Origin of the sequence: Amycolatopsis azurea DSM 43854 (assembly GCF_001995215.1) — a bacterium.
Lineage (GTDB): Bacteria > Actinomycetota > Actinomycetes > Mycobacteriales > Pseudonocardiaceae > Amycolatopsis > Amycolatopsis azurea.
On the sequence record NZ_MUXN01000027.1, the window covers coordinates 192953 to 211482 of the forward strand.

General features: G+C 68.4%; 19 protein-coding genes. 9 read left to right on the plus strand and 10 right to left on the minus strand.

The genetic code is table 11. The features are described from left to right. Positions 1-38: 38 nt before the first annotated feature. Genes B0293_RS35800 through B0293_RS35815 form a run of 4 tightly spaced genes read left to right on the plus strand, consistent with a single transcriptional unit; the run spans position 39 to position 2355 of the window. On the plus strand, positions 39-1241 hold the full coding sequence (locus tag B0293_RS35800; RefSeq protein ID WP_039918950.1) for a cytochrome P450: 1203 nt from the start codon (positions 39-41) through the stop codon (positions 1239-1241). A 5-nt stretch (positions 1242-1246) separates the two neighbouring features. Next, positions 1247-1921: a TetR/AcrR family transcriptional regulator gene (locus tag B0293_RS35805; protein WP_005161158.1), complete on the plus strand. Its 675-nt coding sequence runs from the start codon at positions 1247-1249 to the stop codon at positions 1919-1921. Further along, positions 1918-2112, plus strand: a complete 195-nt coding sequence (locus B0293_RS35810; RefSeq protein ID WP_005161156.1) for a ferredoxin — start codon at positions 1918-1920, stop codon at positions 2110-2112. Before B0293_RS35805 ends, B0293_RS35810 begins: the two co-directional genes overlap by 4 nt. 21 nt (positions 2113-2133) lie before the next feature. Then, a complete protein-coding gene (locus B0293_RS35815; RefSeq protein ID WP_005161154.1) occupies positions 2134-2355 on the plus strand; it encodes a hypothetical protein in 222 nt (73 codons plus the stop codon). On the opposite strand, the gene B0293_RS35820 is transcribed toward B0293_RS35815, so the two are convergent. Further along, on the minus strand, positions 2342-3529 hold the full coding sequence (locus tag B0293_RS35820; protein WP_005161152.1) for an MFS transporter: 1188 nt from the start codon (positions 3527-3529) through the stop codon (positions 2342-2344). The genes B0293_RS35815 and B0293_RS35820 overlap by 14 nt on opposite strands. Positions 3530-3595: 66 nt before the next feature. On the opposite strand from B0293_RS35820, the gene B0293_RS35825 reads away from it, so the two are divergent. Continuing rightward, the gene (locus B0293_RS35825) at positions 3596-4576 is read left to right on the plus strand and encodes an ArsR/SmtB family transcription factor (RefSeq protein ID WP_245192001.1); all 981 of its coding nucleotides are present in this window, start codon (positions 3596-3598) and stop codon (positions 4574-4576) included. A 3-nt stretch (positions 4577-4579) separates the two neighbouring features. Here B0293_RS35825 and B0293_RS35830 read toward each other — a convergent pair whose 3' ends face one another. The 5 genes from B0293_RS35830 to B0293_RS35850 form a co-directional block, all read right to left on the minus strand. Then, positions 4580-4882: a DUF1905 domain-containing protein gene (locus B0293_RS35830; RefSeq protein WP_005161147.1), complete on the minus strand. Its 303-nt coding sequence runs from the start codon at positions 4880-4882 to the stop codon at positions 4580-4582. Between the two features lie 57 nt (positions 4883-4939). After that, entirely contained in the window at positions 4940-5566 is a 627-nt protein-coding gene (locus B0293_RS35835; protein WP_005161144.1) for a TetR/AcrR family transcriptional regulator, read from the minus strand. 178 nt (positions 5567-5744) lie between these two features. Then, positions 5745-6953, minus strand: coding sequence for an NAD(P)/FAD-dependent oxidoreductase (locus B0293_RS35840; protein ID WP_005161141.1), 1209 nt, complete (start codon positions 6951-6953; stop codon positions 5745-5747). Between the two features lie 2 nt (positions 6954-6955). Next, positions 6956-7150: a ferredoxin gene (locus B0293_RS35845; RefSeq protein WP_005161139.1), complete on the minus strand. Its 195-nt coding sequence runs from the start codon at positions 7148-7150 to the stop codon at positions 6956-6958. After that, the gene (locus tag B0293_RS35850) at positions 7147-8547 is read right to left on the minus strand and encodes a fatty acid desaturase (RefSeq protein WP_005161134.1); all 1401 of its coding nucleotides are present in this window, start codon (positions 8545-8547) and stop codon (positions 7147-7149) included. Before B0293_RS35850 ends, B0293_RS35845 begins: the two co-directional genes overlap by 4 nt. 192 nt (positions 8548-8739) lie before the next feature. On the opposite strand from B0293_RS35850, the gene B0293_RS35855 reads away from it, so the two are divergent. The 4 genes from B0293_RS35855 to B0293_RS35870 all read left to right on the plus strand — a co-directional run bounded on the left by B0293_RS35855 (position 8740) and on the right by B0293_RS35870 (position 13375). Next, the gene (locus tag B0293_RS35855) at positions 8740-9750 is read left to right on the plus strand and encodes an SdiA-regulated/phytase-like domain-containing protein (protein ID WP_005161132.1); all 1011 of its coding nucleotides are present in this window, start codon (positions 8740-8742) and stop codon (positions 9748-9750) included. 739 nt (positions 9751-10489) lie between these two features. Continuing rightward, the gene (locus B0293_RS35860) at positions 10490-11386 is read left to right on the plus strand and encodes a hypothetical protein (RefSeq protein WP_005161130.1); all 897 of its coding nucleotides are present in this window, start codon (positions 10490-10492) and stop codon (positions 11384-11386) included. Continuing rightward, complete coding sequence (locus B0293_RS35865; protein ID WP_005161128.1) at positions 11383-11838, plus strand: ester cyclase; 456 nt, start codon at positions 11383-11385, stop codon at positions 11836-11838. Before B0293_RS35860 ends, B0293_RS35865 begins: the two co-directional genes overlap by 4 nt. A 100-nt stretch (positions 11839-11938) precedes the next feature. Further along, the gene (locus B0293_RS35870) at positions 11939-13375 is read left to right on the plus strand and encodes an alpha/beta fold hydrolase (protein ID WP_005161123.1); all 1437 of its coding nucleotides are present in this window, start codon (positions 11939-11941) and stop codon (positions 13373-13375) included. Between the two features lie 3 nt (positions 13376-13378). On the opposite strand, the gene B0293_RS35875 is transcribed toward B0293_RS35870, so the two are convergent. The 4 genes from B0293_RS35875 to hpaB all read right to left on the minus strand — a co-directional run bounded on the left by B0293_RS35875 (position 13379) and on the right by hpaB (position 18516). Then, complete coding sequence (locus B0293_RS35875; RefSeq protein WP_005161121.1) at positions 13379-14134, minus strand: ZIP family metal transporter; 756 nt, start codon at positions 14132-14134, stop codon at positions 13379-13381. An 88-nt stretch (positions 14135-14222) separates the two neighbouring features. Beyond that, the gene (gene katG / locus B0293_RS35880; RefSeq protein WP_005161111.1) at positions 14223-16457 is read right to left on the minus strand and encodes a catalase/peroxidase HPI; all 2235 of its coding nucleotides are present in this window, start codon (positions 16455-16457) and stop codon (positions 14223-14225) included. Positions 16458-16474: 17 nt separating this feature from the next. Then, positions 16475-16924 (minus strand): Fur family transcriptional regulator, encoded by a 450-nt coding sequence (locus B0293_RS35885; RefSeq protein ID WP_005161084.1) that lies wholly within the window; start codon positions 16922-16924, stop codon positions 16475-16477. 137 nt (positions 16925-17061) lie between these two features. Beyond that, positions 17062-18516: a 4-hydroxyphenylacetate 3-monooxygenase, oxygenase component gene (gene hpaB / locus B0293_RS35890; protein WP_005161081.1), complete on the minus strand. Its 1455-nt coding sequence runs from the start codon at positions 18514-18516 to the stop codon at positions 17062-17064. Positions 18517-18530: the final 14 nt, after the last annotated feature.

The window sequence follows — 18530 nt, forward strand, 5'->3', positions numbered from 1 at the left end:
TGTGTGATCACGCGACCACCACGCCGAAGGAGCCGTCGATGACGCTGCCGAGCTTCCCGTTCCCGACCGAGGCCGCCCTGGCACCGCCCGCCGAATGGGCCGAGTTCCGCGCGAAGTGCCCGGTCGCCAAGGTCACCCTCGCGAGCGGCGACGAGGCGGCGCTGATCACGCGCTACGCGGACGTCAAAAAGGTCCTCTCGGACCCTCGGTTCACCCGGCCGACCCCGGCGGACAAGGCGGCGAGGGTCGCGGACACCGAGTCGGGCGGGGTGTTCAACAGCGAGATGGCGGGCGTGATCCCCCAGCACGGCGAGGCGCACCTGAAATGGCGCCGGATGCTCGGGAAGTGGTTCACCGCCAAGCGGATGACCGCGCTGCGGCCGCGCATGGAGGCGATGGCCGTCCGGCTGATCGACGAGATGGTCGCGAAGGGCGAACCCGCGGACCTCAAGGCGGGCCTGGCTTTTCCCCTGCCGGTGTGGGTCATCTGCGACATGCTCGGCGTCCCGGACACCGACCGGGAGCGGTTCGCCCACTGGTCCGACGTGATGCTCAGCATGACCCGCTACACCCAGGCGGAATTCGACGTCGCGCAGACCGAATTCGGCCGGTACCTGGGCGGGCACATCGCCGCCAAACGGGCGGAGCCGGGCGAGGACATCCTGAGCTCGCTCATCACCGACACCGACGCGGACGGCGAGCACTGGTCCGACGCGCTGCTCGTCGCCACCGGGATCGGCCTGCTGATCGCCGGGCACGAGACCACCGCGAACATGATCGCGAAGATGGTGGCCATGCTGTTGGAAGACCGGAGCCGCTGGGAGGCGCTGCTCGCGGACCGGTCGCTGATCCGCACCGCCGTCGAGGAATCCCTGCGCATGGATGCCAACGCGGGGATCGGCATGTCGCGTTTCCTCACCGAGGACTTCGAGGTCGGCGGGACGACCCTGCCGCCGGGCACGACCGCGATGTGCAGCATGGCTTCGGCCAACCGGGACGAAGACGCGTTCGAGGGCGCGGCCGAGATGACGCTCGACCGCAGCCCGAACGCCCATCTGGCGTTCGGCGCCGGCGCGCACGTCTGCCTCGGCCAGCCGCTCGCCCGCACCGAACTCCAGGTTGTCCTCGGGGTCCTGCTGGAAAAACTGCCCACGCTGGAACTCGCCGTCGCGGCGGCGGACCTGCGCAAGGTCGAAGGGCTCGCCGTCGGCGGACTGCGGGAACTGCCCGTGCGATGGTGATGCCCATGACGAGTGAGATCACCGGCACCCGTGCCGAACGGGCGCACGCGACGCGGGAACTGATCCTGACCGCGGCGGAGCGGCTGTTCGCCGAACACGGCGTGTTCGCGGTGTCCAACCGCCAGGTCAGCGAGGCGGCGGGACAGGGCAACAACACCGCCGTCGGCTACCACTTCGGCACGAAGGCCGATCTGATCCGCGCGATCGCCCGGCGGCATTCGGGACCGATCGAGGAGATCCGGCGCCGGATGCTGACCGGCATCGGCGACAGCACGGACCTACGCGACTGGATCGGCTGCCTGGTGACCCCGGTGGCCGAGCATCTGGCCACGATCGGCAGTCCGACCTGGTTCGCGCGGTTCGGCGCGCAGGTGATGACCGATCCCGCGTTCCGGCCGATCATGGTCGAGGAGTCGCTGACCTCGCCGTCGCTGGTGCGGATCGTCGAAGGGCTGCATCGCTGCCTGCCCGATCTGCCCGCCGACGTCCGCGCCGAACGCGGCGACATGGCCCGCCAACTGCTGGTCCACATGGTCGCCGAACGCGAACGCGCCCTCGCCGAGGGCACCCCCACTCCCCGGTCCACCTGGCACGACGCCGCGACCGGGCTCATCGACGCACTTGCCGGGATGTGGCTGGCACCGGTCACCCCCGACCTCGACGAAGGAAATGGACCATGAAGATCACCGTCGATCAGAACAGGTGCTGCGGCGCCGGAACCTGCGTGCTGCTCGCCCCCGACGTGTTCGACCAGCGGGAAGAGGACGGCATCGTGTTCCTCCTCGACGAAGCGCCCGGCAACGAACTGCACGACGTCGTCCGCGAGGCCGCCAGTGTCTGTCCGGGCGCCGCCATCATGGTGAACGAGTGACCCTGCCCGTAGCCTGGTGCCATGAGCGACGAGCAGGACGCCATCGACGAGCGGATCCAGGACGCCGCCGAGCGCGCCGACCTGGATGAACTCCGGCGGCTGGCCGACGGCGGCAGCAGCGACGCGGCGGACCAGCTGATCGAAACGGCGACCGAACTGGGTGCGCTGGACGAGCTGCGACGGCTGGCCGAACGCGGTAACCAGGACGCCGCGGATCAGCTGGCCGAACTCACCGAGGAGTGACTTCCCGCATCGCCGGGATCAACACGGGAAGCGCGGCCACGAGCGCGAGGCCGCGCGCCACACCCGCGACGGGGTAAGGAACGCGGATCCCGAACCTGTGCGCGAGCAGTCCGCCGGTCAGCGCGCCGAGCGGCATCAGCCCCCAGCCGAGGAGCCGGTACACGCTGTTGACGCGGCCGAGCAGTGCCGTCGGTACCTCCCGCTGCCGGACGCTGACGGTGACGACGTTCCAGATCGTCGTCACGAAACTGCTCACCGCGAAGAGCCCGCCGAGTACGGCGACGTTCGGGCTGAACCCCATACCTACGAAGACGACGGCGTTCACGGCGAGCGAGACGAGGAGCGCGCGGAGGTCGCCGAGGCGGGTGACGAGGCGCGTGATCACCAGTCCGCCCGCGACGCCGCCGAGCGCCGCACCGGCGAGCAGCAGACCGAACACTCCCGCGCCGAGATGCAGCGCGTCGGTCACGAACAGCACGAGAGTCGCGTTCCCGAGCTGACCACAGAACGTGTTGACCCCGAGCAGCAAGGCGAGAGCGCGTAGCAGGCGGTGTTTCCTCAGCCAGCGGAGTCCGTCGACAACCTTCACCCGTTCCGTGGGCACGTGCCGTCGTTTGGGCAACCCGGCCAGAAGGATCGCGGCGACGACGAACGACACGGCGTCGACGGCGAACGGAAGCGTCCACGCAAGCGCGAAGAACAGGCTCCCGAGCGGTGGGCCCAGGAACTGCCTGCCGACGATCAACGCCACCTGCTGACTGCCGTTCGCTTGGTGTAGCAGGCTTTTCGGGACGAGATCCGGAAGCGCAGCTTGTGCCGCGTTGTCGTAGAAGACGTCGCACGACCCCAGCGCGAACGCGAGCAGGACGAGCACGGGGACGGTGACGAACTCGGCCGCGACGAGCGCGGCGAGCACGCCGACGATCAGGGCTTGGAGCGTCTGCGTTCGCCACATGAGGGTGATTCGGTCGACCCTGTCGATGACGGAGCCGGCGGTGAGCGACAGCAGAAGCCACGGCAGGTACGTCGCGGCGGAGACCAGGGCGATGTCCCTCGCGTCGCGGCTCACCGTCACGGCCAGCAACGGCAGCGCCGCGGTGAAGACGCCGTTCCCGAGACTGTCGATCCCGGTGGCCCACCACAGTCGTCGGTAGGCGCGGGGCAGGTCGGTCATGATCGGATCGTGGCGACGTCCGGCGTTCCGGAGACACCATTAAGCCCTGCGCTACATACTCGGGCGATGCCGATGACCATCGAACTCGGTGTCGCCGAACTCGCCGCGACCCGGTTCGCGATCTCGCCGCTGTCCGAGACCGTGGCCGGTCTGCAACAGCTCGCCGGGATCGACCGGAACGCGGTCAACCTGCCCTGGCTTCGCTGGGCGCGGGAGGAACTCGATCGCGAGCCACTCGCCCTTTCGCGGACTTGGCCGTTGGTCGTGACCGGCAGGCTCCGCTGGCCGGAGTTCCTCGTCCCGGCCCCGCGAGACTCGGGGGATTCCCTCGAGAACGACCTCGACGCGCTGCGGCGAACCCCTGAAGACCGGGTGAGGGCAAGTCTCGACAGAGTCTTCGGCGAGAAACGTCCTCCCCCCGTCGCGGCCCTCGCCGACGACCCGGCGTCCGGTCTGCGGGAGATCGCCGACGAACTGCGTGCGTCCCACGACCGCCTTGTCGCACCGCATTGGACGCGGATCCGGGCGGTGCTCGACGCCGATGTCAGATATCACGCCCGGGCTCTGACCGCGGGCGGTGCCGAACGGTTGTTCACGGACCTGCATCCGGATCTGCGCTGGCAGGACGACCGGGTGATCCTGGCGGGCGAACGGTGGCGCGCTCAACATCGTGTCGTCACGCGAGGGCCGGGTGGTCTCGTGCTGATGCCGGTCGTCCTCGGGTCGCCGTATGTCCTGGTCAAGGAAAACTCCTCGACCCAGACCACGATCCGCTATCCGGCGCGGGGAACCGGCACCCTGTGGACCGCCGGAACCCGGTCACCAGGGTCCGGCACGGTACGGCTGCTGGGCCGGACGCGGGCCGACCTGCTCTCGGCGCTGTCCTCCCCCGCGACCACGACCGATCTGGCGCGGGCTCTCGGTGTGACACCAAGCGCCGTCTCCCAGCACCTCAAGGTCCTGCGGGACAGCGGTCTGGTCGCGCGCGAGCGCACCGGCCGCAGCGTGCTCTACCTGACGACCCCGCTCGGCGAGCGCCTGCTCTGACGCTCAGAGATCGATCAGCTCGACGGTCACCTTCGCTACATCACCTTCCTCGATTCCTTCGGCCTTGCGGACCGCTTTCTTGACCGGCAGCACATACGCGCCGCGTTTCGAGTCCGGGAAGATCGACGTCTTCCACTTGCTCTTGCCGATACCGACCTGGACGCGGACCGCGCCGAACCCCCGGCGCGGCCTGTCGGTGATCTCGCGGATCTCCTCGGAGACGTCCTCGGGCAGGCTCACGAAGGTCCAGGTCTCCCCACGGCGGGCGTCCCAGACCCAGAGCTCGGCATCGAACACGACGATCATCGGTGGAGCGTCGCACACGGCACCGACAGTTTCGCCGAGCGTGCGGAGATCGCGGCGCTAATCCGGCGTCGGATGCCGCAGTGAGCGGCTCGTGGTCGCGCCGAGCACCCGCGAAGCCATCCACGCCAGCGCGTCGGCCGTGCGCGCCGGGGTGTCCGACGGCTGCATGATGTGGCTCAGCACCGTCCGCACCACGACGTCGATGGCGACATCGAGATGCTCGCCGTCCAGCGGCGGATCGTAGGCGCGGACACGACCGCGCAACATGATCGTCGCCTCGCTCAGGAGGCTCCCAGCCCGGACGGTCAGCAGCGGCAGCAGTTCGGTGTCGGCGCCGTGCGTGGCCGAGACGATGGCGCGCAGCAGGAGGTTGTCGTCGGCGAGTTCGAGGACGCCGCGGACGGCGTCGTGGATCGCCTCGACGAGGTCTTCGGGATGCCGTTCGAAGGCGTCGCGGACGACCGAGAGGAACCGCGCGAGCTCGTGCGAGATCATCGCTTCGGCCAGCTGCGTCTTCGAGCCGAGTTCGTTGTAGACGGTCTGGCGGCTGACCCCGACGATCTCCGCGAGTTTGCTCATGGTCACCGAGGACCAGCCGGAACGCACGGTCAACTCGATCGCCGACGCGACGATCGGTTGACGGTACGAACCTCCCGTGACCGGTGCCTCGCTCATGATCGTCATTCTAAGCAGTGCCTTTCCAAGCGCGCTTTCGGATTTCCGCAGCCGGGCCGCGGCCGCCGCTGTCCACTCACCCAGCCGTGTCAGCGGCCCGCCTTCGCAAACCCGAGGCCTTCGGCCGAAAGGAAACGCGCGCGCGTGTCCTCACCCAGATCGCCGCCCTTGCTTTGGGCGACACCTTCTAAGCAGCCGATTCGGCCGCGAACGCCAGCGCCTCTGGCCACGGCGCCCGTCCCGCGATGTGACGGCGGTACTTCATGATCTCGCGCGGCCGGTCGATCGTCAGCGCGCCGACGATCCGGTCCCCGCGCCGGTACAACGCGGTGAAACCGCCGGCGGCCGGGACCGCGGTCACCACCTCGTCCGCACGCGGGGTGCCGACGAACTGGATCCGGTGGTCGTACCAGTCCGACCAGAAGTAGGGCACCGGAGCCAGCGCACGCGCCGACTCCGGTGCCAGCGCGTGACGAGCGGCCGCGGCTCCCTGCTCCGCGGCGTTCGTCCAGTGCTCCAGCCGCATCAGTTCGCCGTCGAACAGCGGGTTCTCGGCGTGTGCGACGTCCCCGGCGGCGTACACGCCGGGCACCCCGGTCGCGAGCGTGGCATCGCACACCACGCCGCCGTCGCCCTCGTGCAGCGGCACTCCGCTCCCGGCCAGCCAGCCGGTGGCCGGGACGACACCGATGCCTGCGACCACCAGATCGGCAGGCAGCACCTCGCCGGTCGAAAGCCGGACGCCGGTCACCGCTCCGCCGACGGAATCCAGACCGGTGACCTTCGTGGACAACCGCAGCTCCGTGCCCGCCTCCCGGTGCAGCGAAGCGCACACCGCACCGGCCTCGGCGCCGACGGATCGCGTGAGCGGGACGTCGAGCGCCTCGACGATCGTGGACGACAGCCCGCGCTTCCGGGCCGCCGCGGCGACCTCCGAACCGATGAAACCCGCCCCGATCACGACGGTCCGCGCCCCACGGTCGAGCGCGGCCCGCACGGCCAGGGCGTCCTCGGCGGTCCTCAGCGTGTGGACCCCGGCGATTCCCTCGCTGCCGGGCAGCCGTCGGGCGGTGGCACCGGTCGCGATCACCAGCGCGTCGTAGGAAACGGCCGTACCCGCCACCGACACCTCGCGAGCTGCGGTGTCGAGTCCGTCCGCGGGCGCTCCCAGCATCAGTTCGACGCCGAGCTCGTCGCGCAACGCGGCCTCACCGTGGAACGGCTCGACCCGCTCAGGACCCTCGACGTCCAGGAACGCTTTCGACAGCGGAAGCCGGTCGTAGGGCGGATGCTCCTCCGCGCCGATCAGTACGATCCGCCCTCGGTACCCGTCCCGGCGCACGGCCTCCACCGCACGCAGTCCGGCCAGCGACGCTCCCACGACGACCAGGGCCACGATCAGTCCCGCAGTTTCAGGGCGAGGACGGGGCAAGCGTCGACGGCGGCCGAAAGGTCCTGCCGGAACTCCTCGCCGGGCCGCTCGTCGAGCACCACGACCGTGCCGTCGTCGCCCACCTCGAAGAAGTCGGGCGCCATCGCCTCGCACATGCCCAGCCCGTCGCATTTCGCGCGGTCCGCCTCGATCTTCATCATGCTCCGACCCTTCCCGGTGCCACGAAATCGACCTTTTCCCGCACTCCGCAGTCCGGACAGCACCACGAATCCGGGATCGACGCCCACGGCGTTCCGGCGGGGAAGCCTTCCCGCGGGTCGCCGAGTTTTTCGTCGTAGACGTAGCCGCAGCCCGGGCACATCCCGCCCTCGCTCGCGTCGCCGTGCGTGTCGTCGGCGACGGTGGACGACGAAGTGACGCGGGTGCCGTAGCGCGCCAGGACCTTGCCTCGTTTGGACGGCTCGATGTTGGCTCGGGAAATGTCACCGTCGAAGTGCGCGAGCACCCGCGGATCCATCACGCGGCGCCAGACCGGCGGGAACAGCGCCAGCACGATCATCCCGGCGTACCCCGTCGGCAGGACCGGCGATTCCGCGAAATCGCGCAGGGTCTGGTAGCGGCGGGTCGGGTTGGCGTGGTGATCGCTGTGCCGCTGCAAGTGGTAGAGCAGGACGTTGGTGGCGATGTTGTTGGAGTTCCAGCTGTGGCTGGGATCCACCCGTTCGTAGCGTCGCCGCTCCGGCGGGCCGACCTTCTGCCGCCGCATGCCGTAGTGCTCCATGTAGTTCACGACCTCCAGCAGCGAGAAGCCGATCACGGCCTGGATCACCAGGTACGGCAGGATTCCCGGGCCCAGCCACACGGTCATCGCCGCCCACAGCACCGCCGACATCAGCCAGGCGTTGAGCACGTCGTTGCCGATCCGGAAAGGATGCCGGTCGCGCCGCGCATACCGCTTGCGTTCCAGGCCCCACGCGGATTTCAGCGAACCGAACACCGTGCGCGGCCAGAACCGGTAGAAGCTCTCCCCCACCCGGCTGCTGGCCGGGTCCTCCGGGGTGGCCACCCGGACGTGGTGACCGCGGTTGTGCTCGATGTAGAAGTGGCCGTAGAAGCTCTGCGCCAGCGCGATCTTCGAGAGCCAGCGCTCGTGGCTCTCCTTCTTGTGCCCGAGTTCGTGCGCGGTGTTGATGCCGATGCCACCGATGCAGCCGATCGAGATCGCCAGGCCGACCTTGTCCACAACGGACAGATCGCCCCGGGCGATCAGCCAGAACGCGGCCACGAAACCCGCGTACTGGATGGGCAGGAACGCGAAGGTGATCCAGCGGTAGTAGCGATCCTTCTCCAGCCGTTCGATGACGTCGTCCGGCGGGTTGTCACGATCGAGCCCGGCGACCAGGTCGATCAGCGGTACGACCACGAGGATCACGATCGGCCCGATCCAGAACCACACGCCCCAGCCGGTGGCCGCGTGCAACCCCATGGCCAAGAACGCGAGTGAGGGGACCACCAGGCCGATCAGCCACAGGTACCGCTTGCGGTCGGTCCACCGTTCGGTCGAGCCCGCCGGGATCGTGCCCGTCATCTCGCTCATCGCACCCTCCTCCGTTGGCTGGGTTTACAAAACAGTAGGTGATGTACACCCGGTTTGACAAGTTGACACTCTTTGTAAATCTGCCGTTGCTTCATTTGGTGAGAACTTGGCGATATCTTGTATTCGTAAGGAAACTTACTTAACTTGTGACGACACGCCGCGATCCACTTCGTCCGCCCCGAAGGAGCGCGAATGCCCCGATCACCTCGCCGGATCCGACCCGCCGCCGTGGCCACCGTCGCCGCGGCCCTGCTGGTCCTGCCCGCCACGACCGCCGTCGCGAGCACCACGGCGAACAGCCCCTGGCCAGGCGGTTCAGCCGTGTCGAACGCCGACGACTCCGACGTCCTCGGCGGCAACATCAGCGGTTTGTCCTTCCAAGGCGCCGACGTCCTGTGGGCGGTGAAGAACGGACCCGGCACGCTGTACCGCCTCGTGCGCAACGGCACGAAGTGGAAGCCGGACACCGCCAACGGCTGGTCGTCCGGCAAGGCGCTGCGCTACCGCAGCGGCAAGGGCGACCCTGACGCCGAAGCCGTCGTCGCCACCCCGGACGGCGTGGTCGCGGCCACCGAACGCGACGGCGACAACGACAAGAAGAGCGCGCTCAAGGTGCTCCGCTACGACGTCTCCGGGTCGGCCAAGACCCTCACCGCCAAGGCCGAATGGGATCTGACGGCGGACCTGCCGAAGGTCTCGGCCAACGACGGGCTCGAAGCCGTCTCGTGGATCCCGGACAGCGCCCTCACCGCGAAGGGGTTCGTGGACGAGCGGACGAAGGCGCCCTACAACCCGGGCACCTACCCCGGCCACGGCACCGGTCTCTACCTCGTCGGCCTCGAGAGCAACGGGATGATCTACGCATACGCGCTCGACCAGGCGGGCGGCAAGTACACCCGCGTCGCGAGTTTCGCGAGCGGGCTCGACTCGATCATGGAGCTCGAGTACGAGGCTTCGTCCGGCAAGCTGTGGGCGGTCTGCGACGACAACTGCGGTGGCGACTCGACGACGCTCGCCGTCAACGCGCAGGGCAAGTTCGCCGTGACCGGCACTTACGACCGTCCGAGCGCGATGCCGGACTACAACAACGAAGGTTTCGCCATCTCGCCCACCTGCGCCTCCGGGAGCAAGCAGGTGGTCTGGGCCGACGACGGGAACGAGGGCGGCCACGCGCTCCGGGCAGGCACCCTTTCCTGCGGCTGACGCTTTGGTCCAGGTGGTCGTGAGTGGCGATTCGGGTTCTAACGGACTCGTACTTACCTGCCTACTGGTGCGACTGGCGATCGAGCGTGGAGGATTCGGGACGTTGAACCTCCGGAGTCTTCCCCGTGACGTCGTCTGTCACCGGTCTTGACCGGCACGACCTTGATCAACGGAGGATCGGGGACGTTGAGTGTCCCGGATCTTCCGTTGATCAAGGTCCGAGGCTGGGCGACACCGAGCGTCGAACCGCCACCCTCACGCAGGTCAGGCGTGGATAGGTAAATGCCGGTCCGCTCTAACCCGAATCGCCACTCACGACCCACCCGATACCGCCGCCTGGCCTGCCTGCGGTACATGAAGGCCTCCTTCACTGCGTTTAGCGCAAGGATGGGGCCCTTCATGTAGTCGGCAAGGGATGAAGGTCGAGTTTCCTCGGCTGAGCCGAGGAAAGGAGGCCTTCACGCGCAACCGTTGTGACCACTGGTGCTTCCGAGGCGGCCGTGGCGATCCGGAAGGTAGTGAAGGCCTCCTTCACTACCTTCAGGGTAGGCAAGGAGGCCTTCACGGACCGGACCTGCCAACAACAGCAGCCAAAGGCCAGTAGGTACCTAAGACACCCTTGCCTCTAACCCGAATCGCCACTCACGACCCACCCGACCGACACCTCACCGCCGCTCACCCCTGGAATGCACCGATTCCAGCCTTCTTCCCATCCCGTTCCTGGACTAGGTTCTCCCGCATGAAATTCGCCTCCCTCGCGATTCTTCCGGTATTGACCCTCCCGCTGTTCCTGCCCTCGACGGCGCTGGCGGACGACGGCTGGGAATCCATCGGCACAGGAATGACCTCGGGCGCCAGCGGCATCGCCGTCCTCGACAAGAACGGCGACAGGGTCGACGCACTTGTGTTGCGGGACAACAAGAAGACCGGCGAGAACCGGGCGGTCCGGGCCCGGCTCGATCGCGGCAAGGTGTCCAAGGTGGACGCGATCGACTGGCCGGGCGAACTCCCGGTCGACCTGGAAGCGGCCGCGGCCGTTCCAGGCAAGTCCGGCGAATTCATCGCACTGGCCAGCGACGGCGAGGGCTTTCACATCAAGCTGAAAGACCGACGGCTGAAGGTTCTCGGCTCGTTCCGGGTACCGAAAGGCGATCCGGACGACAATTACGAGGGTTTCGCCCTGAAAAAGGTGAATGACCGGTTGTTCGCGGTCTGGGCGGACCGGGGTCAGGACGCCCGCCCGGCCACGCTCTACTCCGCGGAGTTCTCGGTCTCGAAACTGTCCTTCAAGAAGCCGAAGTCGCAACCGTTCCGCGTCCCGTACCCCACCACGAACGTCCGGCACACCTCGGACGTCGAGATCACCGCCGACGACCGCGTCCTGATCTCGGCCGCCTCCGACCCCGGCGACGACGGCCCGTTCGATTCGGCCGTGTACGCGGCCGGCGTGCTCCGCTCCGACGGTTCGATCGCCCTCTCCCCCGCGCCGAGGAAGATCGGCGATTTCCCCGGTCACAAGATCGAGGCCATGACCTGCCTCTCGCGCTCGTGCGGCACGCTCCTCTACGGAACCGACGACGAGGCCGCGGGCGGTAGGCTCCGCGTCGCGACCAGCAACGATCCGGAGGACCAGTGACCAGCGAAGACCTGCGCGAGCGCCGCCACAAGATCATCGAAGAGCACATGGACACGGAGGTGACCCAGGAGTTCGACCGCACCCTGGGCACCTTCAACGGCCACCCGCACTACGAGATCATGGCGACGGGGCAGATCTTCGACGGCGACGAAGAGGTCATGGGCTACTACCGCATGACCCGCACGGCCTTCCCGGACCAGCGGCACGACAACGTCCGCTACCACTTCGCCGACGAGTCCGTCATCGTCGAGTTCGACCTGCTCGGCACCAATCTCGGCGAGTTCTACGGCCGCCCGCCCACCGGCAAGGCGTTCCGCGTGCCGATCATCGCGGTGTTCTTCTTCGACGGCGACCGGATCACCAACGAGCGCGTCTACTTCGACGCCGCCAGCCTGATCACGCAGGCCGGGCACGCCGAACTGCTGACCCTGCTGGCGTCGGGCGACGTCTGAACCAACGGCCGGTGATCATCGGCCGATCGGCCGATGTGGACGGACGGGGCACGCGGCGAGGCTGACGGAGTCCCGCCGTCCAGCCTTGGAGAACCCGCCCATGCCCCGCAACCGGGTCGCGATCGTGCTGCTCGCGGCGACGATGACCGCACTGACGGCACCGGCGCTCGCTTCCGCGTCGCCCACCTCGCTCGAGTGGAAGCTCTGCAAGGACGTCGCCAAGGGCTGGGAGCCCGCGGACGACCAGCGCACCGAATGCGCCATGGTGACCGTCCCGGTCGACTACGCGAAGCCGGACGGCCGGAAGATCGACATCGCGGTGTCCAGGCAGAAGGCGACCGACCCCGCGCGGCGGCAAGGTGTCGTGCTGCTGAATCCCGGCGGCCCCGGCCAGTCCGGGATCCACCAGCCTCGGTGGATCACCGACAGCGAGGCCGCCGGGATCGGCGTGGACCACGACCTGATCGGCTTCGATCCCCGCGGCGTCGACTACAGCGCCGACGTCGCCTGCCCGCCGCTCCCCGGTGATGACGCCGAAGCGTCGGCTTCCTTGCCGGACAAGGAAAAGGCACGGTTCGTGTTCGAACGGGACGCGAAGGTGAACCAGCGCTGCGTCGCCGCCGACCCCGAGTTCGTCCGCAACCTGACCACCGAGAACGTCGCCCGCGACATGGACCGGATCCGGGAAGCGCTGGGCGAGGAGAAGATCGGCTTCTACGGCGTCTCCTGGGGTACCGCGCTCGGCGCCGCCTACCGCACCGCGTTCGACTCCCGGGTGGACCGCATGCTGCTCGACTCGGTCATGTCACCGACCTTCGACGTCGGCGCGATGGACGACGCGATGGTCGCGGCGGGCGAGGTCACGGCCAGGGACTTCGCCGGGTGGATCGCCCGCTACGACGCCGTCTACCACTTCGGCGACCGGCAGCCCGTGGTGCTCGAAGCGCTGTTGAGGCTCCGCGACGAACACGGCGAGACGGTGACGAACTACCTCGCCGGTCCGCGCCGTGACTGGGCGAACGCAGCCAAGGCGCTCGTGGCCTTGCGCGACGGCGGCGCCCCCGCCGCGAAACCCGCGTCCGGACAAGGTCGCGGCTTCGGCTGGGACGTCGACCCGAACGGGTTCAACACCTTCCAGCAGACGGCGATCCTCTGCAACGCCTCCGAAGGCCCCCGCGATTTCGAGACGATCTGGCAGCGCCGGATCGAGCGCGTCCACGCGTACCCGGCCATCGCCTCCCCCGGGTTCTGGAACGGCCGCTGCGCTGGCTGGGCCTTGCCGGTCCAGCCGTGGCGGTTCACACCGGGAACCAGTCCGCTGCAACTGGTCGGGCACACCTACGAACCGGTGACCCCGATCGGCTGGGCCCTGGCCATGCGTGAACGGATCGGCGGCACCCTGCTCACCATCGAGGACGACCACCACGGTTCGCTGTCGTCGCTCCCCTGCGCGAGCAAGGCGGTCGAGTTCTTCTCGACCGGCAAGACGGCCGACGGGTCCTGCGCCGGTGCGCCGATCCCGCCGCCCGGCTCGTGACGCTCAGCCCTCGATACGCGAAAGGCCGAACGCGGTGAGGAAGCCCGCGACCGTGATCAGCCCGGTCCAGAGATGCGCGTCCTCGAAGGCCTCGGGGATCATCGTGTCGGCGATCATGGCGAGGATCGCGCCGCCCGCGATCGCGGTGATCACGGCCAGGACGGCACCGGAGGCGCCACCGAGCACGCCGTAACCGAGCAGGGCCGCCACCCCGCTGATCACGGCGATACCACTCCAAAGCGTGAAAACGTAGCGCGGACTCCGGCCCGCCCGCTTCATCCCCGCGGCGCTGGACAGTCCTTCCGGGACGTTGCTGATGAACACGGCCGCCACGGTCACGACGCTGACACTGCCGCCGCCGAGCAGGCTGGTGCCGATCACCATCGATTCGGGGACGCCGTCCAGCAGCGCGCCGAGCGCGATGGCCGCACCGGAACCCGCCTGCTCGGTCTCGGACGGCTGCTGGCCGCCGGAGCGTTTGCGATGCCGGGCGCCACGCCGGGCGAGCACGATGTTGGCGAGGGTGTAGATCAGCGATCCGCCCAGAGCGCCGAGGGCGGTCGGCAGGAAGCCGCCTTTCTCGTGTGCCTCGGCGATCAGCTCGAAGGAGACGGCGGAGATCAGCACGCCGCTGCCGAAGGCCATCACGCTGGCCACGGCCTTGCCCGGGATCCGGACGAGGAAACCGAGCATCGCCCCGAACAGCAACGCCGACCCGGCCAGCAGGCCCCAGCCGCCCGCCGCCAGCAAGTCCCACACGCGAACCGTCTCCCTTCGTCCGGCGAAAACAGGCCGGGCCGGCCGCGAAACGCGGCCGGCCCGGTGTCAAGCCAGGTTCAGGCTCGGATCATGCCACGTCGTACCGGTCGAGGTTCATGACCTTGTCCCACGCCGCCACGAAGTCGCGGACGAACTTCTCCTTGGCGTCGTCGCTGGCGTAGACCTCCGCCACCGCGCGAAGCTCGGAGTTGGACCCGAACACGAGGTCTGCCCGGGTACCGGTCCACTTGACCTCGCCGGTCGCGGAATCGCGGCCTTCGAAGGTCTCCTGGTCGCCGTTCGCAGCGGTCCACTGGACGCCCATATCGAGCAGGTTCGCGAAGAAGTCGTTGGTCAGCGAGCCTGGCTTGTCGGTGAACACGCCGTGCTTCGACTCCTGCACATTGGCGCCGAGGACACGCAGACCGCCGACGAGGACGGTCAGCTCGGGCGCGCTCAGGTCCAGCAGGTTCGCGCGGTCGATGAGCAGGTACTCCGTCGGGAGACGGTGGCCCTTGCCGCGGTAGTTGCGGAAACCGTCGATGGTCGGCTCGAGCGGGGCGAACGACTCGACGTCGGTCTGCTCCTGCGTCGCGTCGGTGCGGCCCGGGGTGAACGGCACGGTCACATCGTGGCCGCCGTCCTTGGCCGCCTTCTCGACGGCCGCGACGCCACCGAGGACGATCAGGTCGGCCAGCGAGACCTTCTTGCCACCGGTCTGGGCGCTGTTGAACTCCTCCTGGACACCTTCCAGCGTCCGCAGCACCTGGGCCAGCGTCTGCGGGTCGTTGACCTCCCAGTCGCGCTGCGGCTCGAGGCGGATGCGGGCACCGTTCGCGCCACCACGCTTGTCGCTGGCGCGGAAGGTCGAGGCCGACGCCCACGCGGTCGAAACCAGCTGCGAGACCGACAGGCCCGAAGCGAGCAGCTTCTCCTTGAGGGAAGCGATGTCCGCGTCGTCGACCAGTTCGTGGTCGACGGCGGGCACCGGGTCCTGCCAGATCAGCGTCTCCTGCGGGACCAGCGGGCCGAGGTAACGCTGGATCGGGCCCATGTCGCGGTGGGTCAGCTTGTACCAGGCGCGGGCGAAGGCGTCCGCGAACTCGTCCGGGTTGTCCAGGAAGCGACGCGAGATCTGCTCGTAGACCGGGTCGAACCGCAGCGACAGGTCGGTGGTGAGCATCGTCGGCGGGCGCTTGAGCTCACCGGTCTCGGGGTCGGGCACGGTGTTCGCGCCCGCGCCGTCCTTCGGCTGCCACTGGTGGGCACCGGCGGGGCTCTTGGTCAGCTCCCACTCGTAACCGAAGAGGTTCTGGAAGAAGCCGTGGCTCCACTGGGTCGGCGTGGAGGTCCAGGTGGTCTCGAGACCACTGGTGATGGCGTCGCGGCCCTTGCCGCTGCCGAAGGAGTTCTTCCAGCCGAGGCCCTGCTCCTCGATCGAAGCGCCCTCGGGCTCGGCACCGACGTACTTGTCGGCGTCGGCCGCGCCGTGCGCCTTGCCGAAGGTGTGGCCGCCGGCGATCAGCGCGACGGTCTCCTCGTCGTTCATCGCCATGCGGCGGAAGGTCTCGCGGATGTCGCGGGCCGCGGCCAGCGGGTCCGGGTTGCCGTTCGGGCCTTCCGGGTTCACGTAGATGAGGCCCATCTGCACGGCGGCCAGCGGGCCCTCGAGCTGACGGTCACCGGTGTAGCGCTCGTCGCCGAGCCAGGTGCGCTCGGGACCCCAGTACACGTCCTCGTCCGGCTCCCACACGTCCGCGCGGCCACCGGCGAAGCCGAAGGTCTTGAAGCCCATGGTCTCCAGGGCGCGGTTGCCGGTGAAGATCATCAGGTCGGCCCACGAGATCTTGCGGCCGTACTTCTTCTTGACCGGCCACAGGAGACGGCGGGCCTTGTCCAGGTTGCCGTTGTCCGGCCAGCTGTTGAGCGGGGCGAACCGCTGCATGCCGGCGCCCGCGCCACCGCGGCCGTCCTCGATGCGGTACGTGCCCGCGCTGTGCCACGCCATGCGGATCATCAGGCCGCCGTAGTGGCCGAAGTCCGCGGGCCACCAGTCCTGCGAAGTCGTGAGGACGGCGTCGACGTCCTTGGCGAGCTCGTCGAGGTCGAGGGTCTTGAACTCGGCGGCGTAGTCGAACCCGTCGTCCATCGGGTCGGAAGCGGCGGTGTGCTTCCGGAGGATCTTCAGGTTGAGCTGATTCGGCCACCAGTCACGGTTGCCCGCGCCTTCGGTGGGGTGGTTGCGGCGCCCCGACGAGACGGGGCAGCCGCCCGCGCTCTCTTCGTTCATTTCGCCGACGACGGCGTCCGGGCTGTCAGACACGGGAATCCTTCCGAGGATCAGAGCTTTGCAGGGCTCGAGGAACGGGGTTCGATCGCACAGTCGGGACAAAGGCCCCAGTAGATGACCTCGGCCTCTTCGATCACGAAGCCGTGGTCGTCCGACGCGCTCAAACAGGGTGCGGGACCGACGGCGCAGTCGACGTCGGCGATGGCACCACATGATCGACACACGACGTGGTGGTGGTTGTCCCCGACACGGGACTCATAGCGTGCCACGGATCCCGACGGCTGGATCCGCCGGACGAGACCCGCGGCGGTCAGTGCCCGCAACACGTCGTAGATGGCCTGGTGAGAGACCTCTCCGAGCTCCGCGCGCACGGCACCGATGATCGAGTCGGTGTCGGCGTGCGGGTGGTCGCGCACCGCGGTCAGCACGGCCACCCTGGGACGCGTCACGCGCAGGGAGGCCCCGCGCAGCATCCGCTCGAAGTCCGGGGTCGTGGGCACGGGCGCAGTCTGGCCCATTTTCTGGAATGAATCAAGTTCGCGGATCCCGGGCGTGTCTCGCCTCGCCCGCGCAGTCCGTGAAGGCCTCCTTGAGGGACTCTGGGTCCCTCAAGGAGGCCTTCACGGACAGACCGGCGCTAGTCCCGCGCCAGCAGCTCCCGCACCCGTTCTTGCAGCGCCTCCCGCGGGTAGGCGTTCACCTGGGCACCCGCCATCCGCACCGGGTCACCGAAGAAGAAGTACTCGTACAACGACTCCCGCCCGGCAAAACTCGACACCGACGCGTCGAACGCCAGCTTGAACAGCCGCGCGCGGTCCTTGGCGGGCAGCGTGGCCGACTGGAGGTACGTGTCGATGTCAGGACGGCCTTCCGCCTCGAAGTCGGCTTCACCCGGAAGGGCCATGAGACCGGACGCGGAGAACTTGCGGATGATCTCGGTCAGCCGCGGCGAGACCTTGGTGGGGTACCAGTTCCGGGCGGCGTTGAGAACCTCCCACTTGGGCAGGAAGACGCCGTCCTCACTCAGCTTGCCGTCGGCCTCCGCCGCGCGCAGGACGGCTTTCTCGATCTCGACATAGGAGATCAGCTCCGACAGGTCCTGCTGGATGTGCTGGAAGCCGCCGATACCGATCGCGGCGGCGATCTCACTGGCGAGGCCGAGATAGAACTCGGTCTTGGCCAGCGTGCGGGTGACGACCTGGTGGGTCATGAGCGCGCCGGCCCCGGTCTCGGAGTACCAGGCGTTGCACAGTTCCGGATGCCCCAGCAGGAAGACCCGCTCGTTCGGGACGAACACGTCGTCGAACACCACGACCGCGTCCATCTCCTCGAACCGGGAGGCGAGCGGTTCGTCGAAGGACGAGCGGCCATGGTCGAGTCCGGCGCGGCAAAAGTACTTCAGCCCAGGAGCGTCGTTCGGGACGGCGAAAGCGTAGGAGTACGGGGCGTCTTCTGGAGTGCCGCGCAAAACGGTCGAGGGGAACACCAGGAGCTCGTCGGCGATCGGCGCGATCGTGGCGAGCATCCGGGCGCCGCGGATGACGATCCCGTCTTCCCGTTCCTCGACCACCTTCGCGGAGAGATTGCCGCCGCCCTGCTGACTCCCGGACACCGAACGGTTCACCTGCGGCGGGATCAGGGTGTGCGTCGCGAGGAGGTCGTTCTCGCGCGCCATCTCGTAGTACTTCTCGATGCGCTCGCCGAAGACGGGATCGGCCTGGGAGAAGAACTTCTTCGCGGTCGAAAGCGCGGTGAGCGACGAGTTCATGTAGTCGCCGGTGCGGCCGAGGAAACCGTTCGAGTACTCAGCCCACACGGAAAAGGCGGCCCGGCGGCGCTTGAGGTCCTCCTCGGTGCGCGGCACCAGGAACGAGGTCCCGACGCGCTCCCCCGTCGTCGGCGACTCGTAGGTGAGGACGTCACGGTGCGCCGGATCGTGCTGGAGGTCGAACAGCTTCGCGTAGGTCAGCGCGTTGTTGCGGAAGGCCGGGTGCTCGGCGACCTTCGAGGTCACCTTCTCACCGTCGACGTACAACTCCGGCGTCATCGCGTTGAGCTTGTCGAGGTACTGCTGTCCGGTGCGGGCTCCCATGTCGTGCTCCTTCT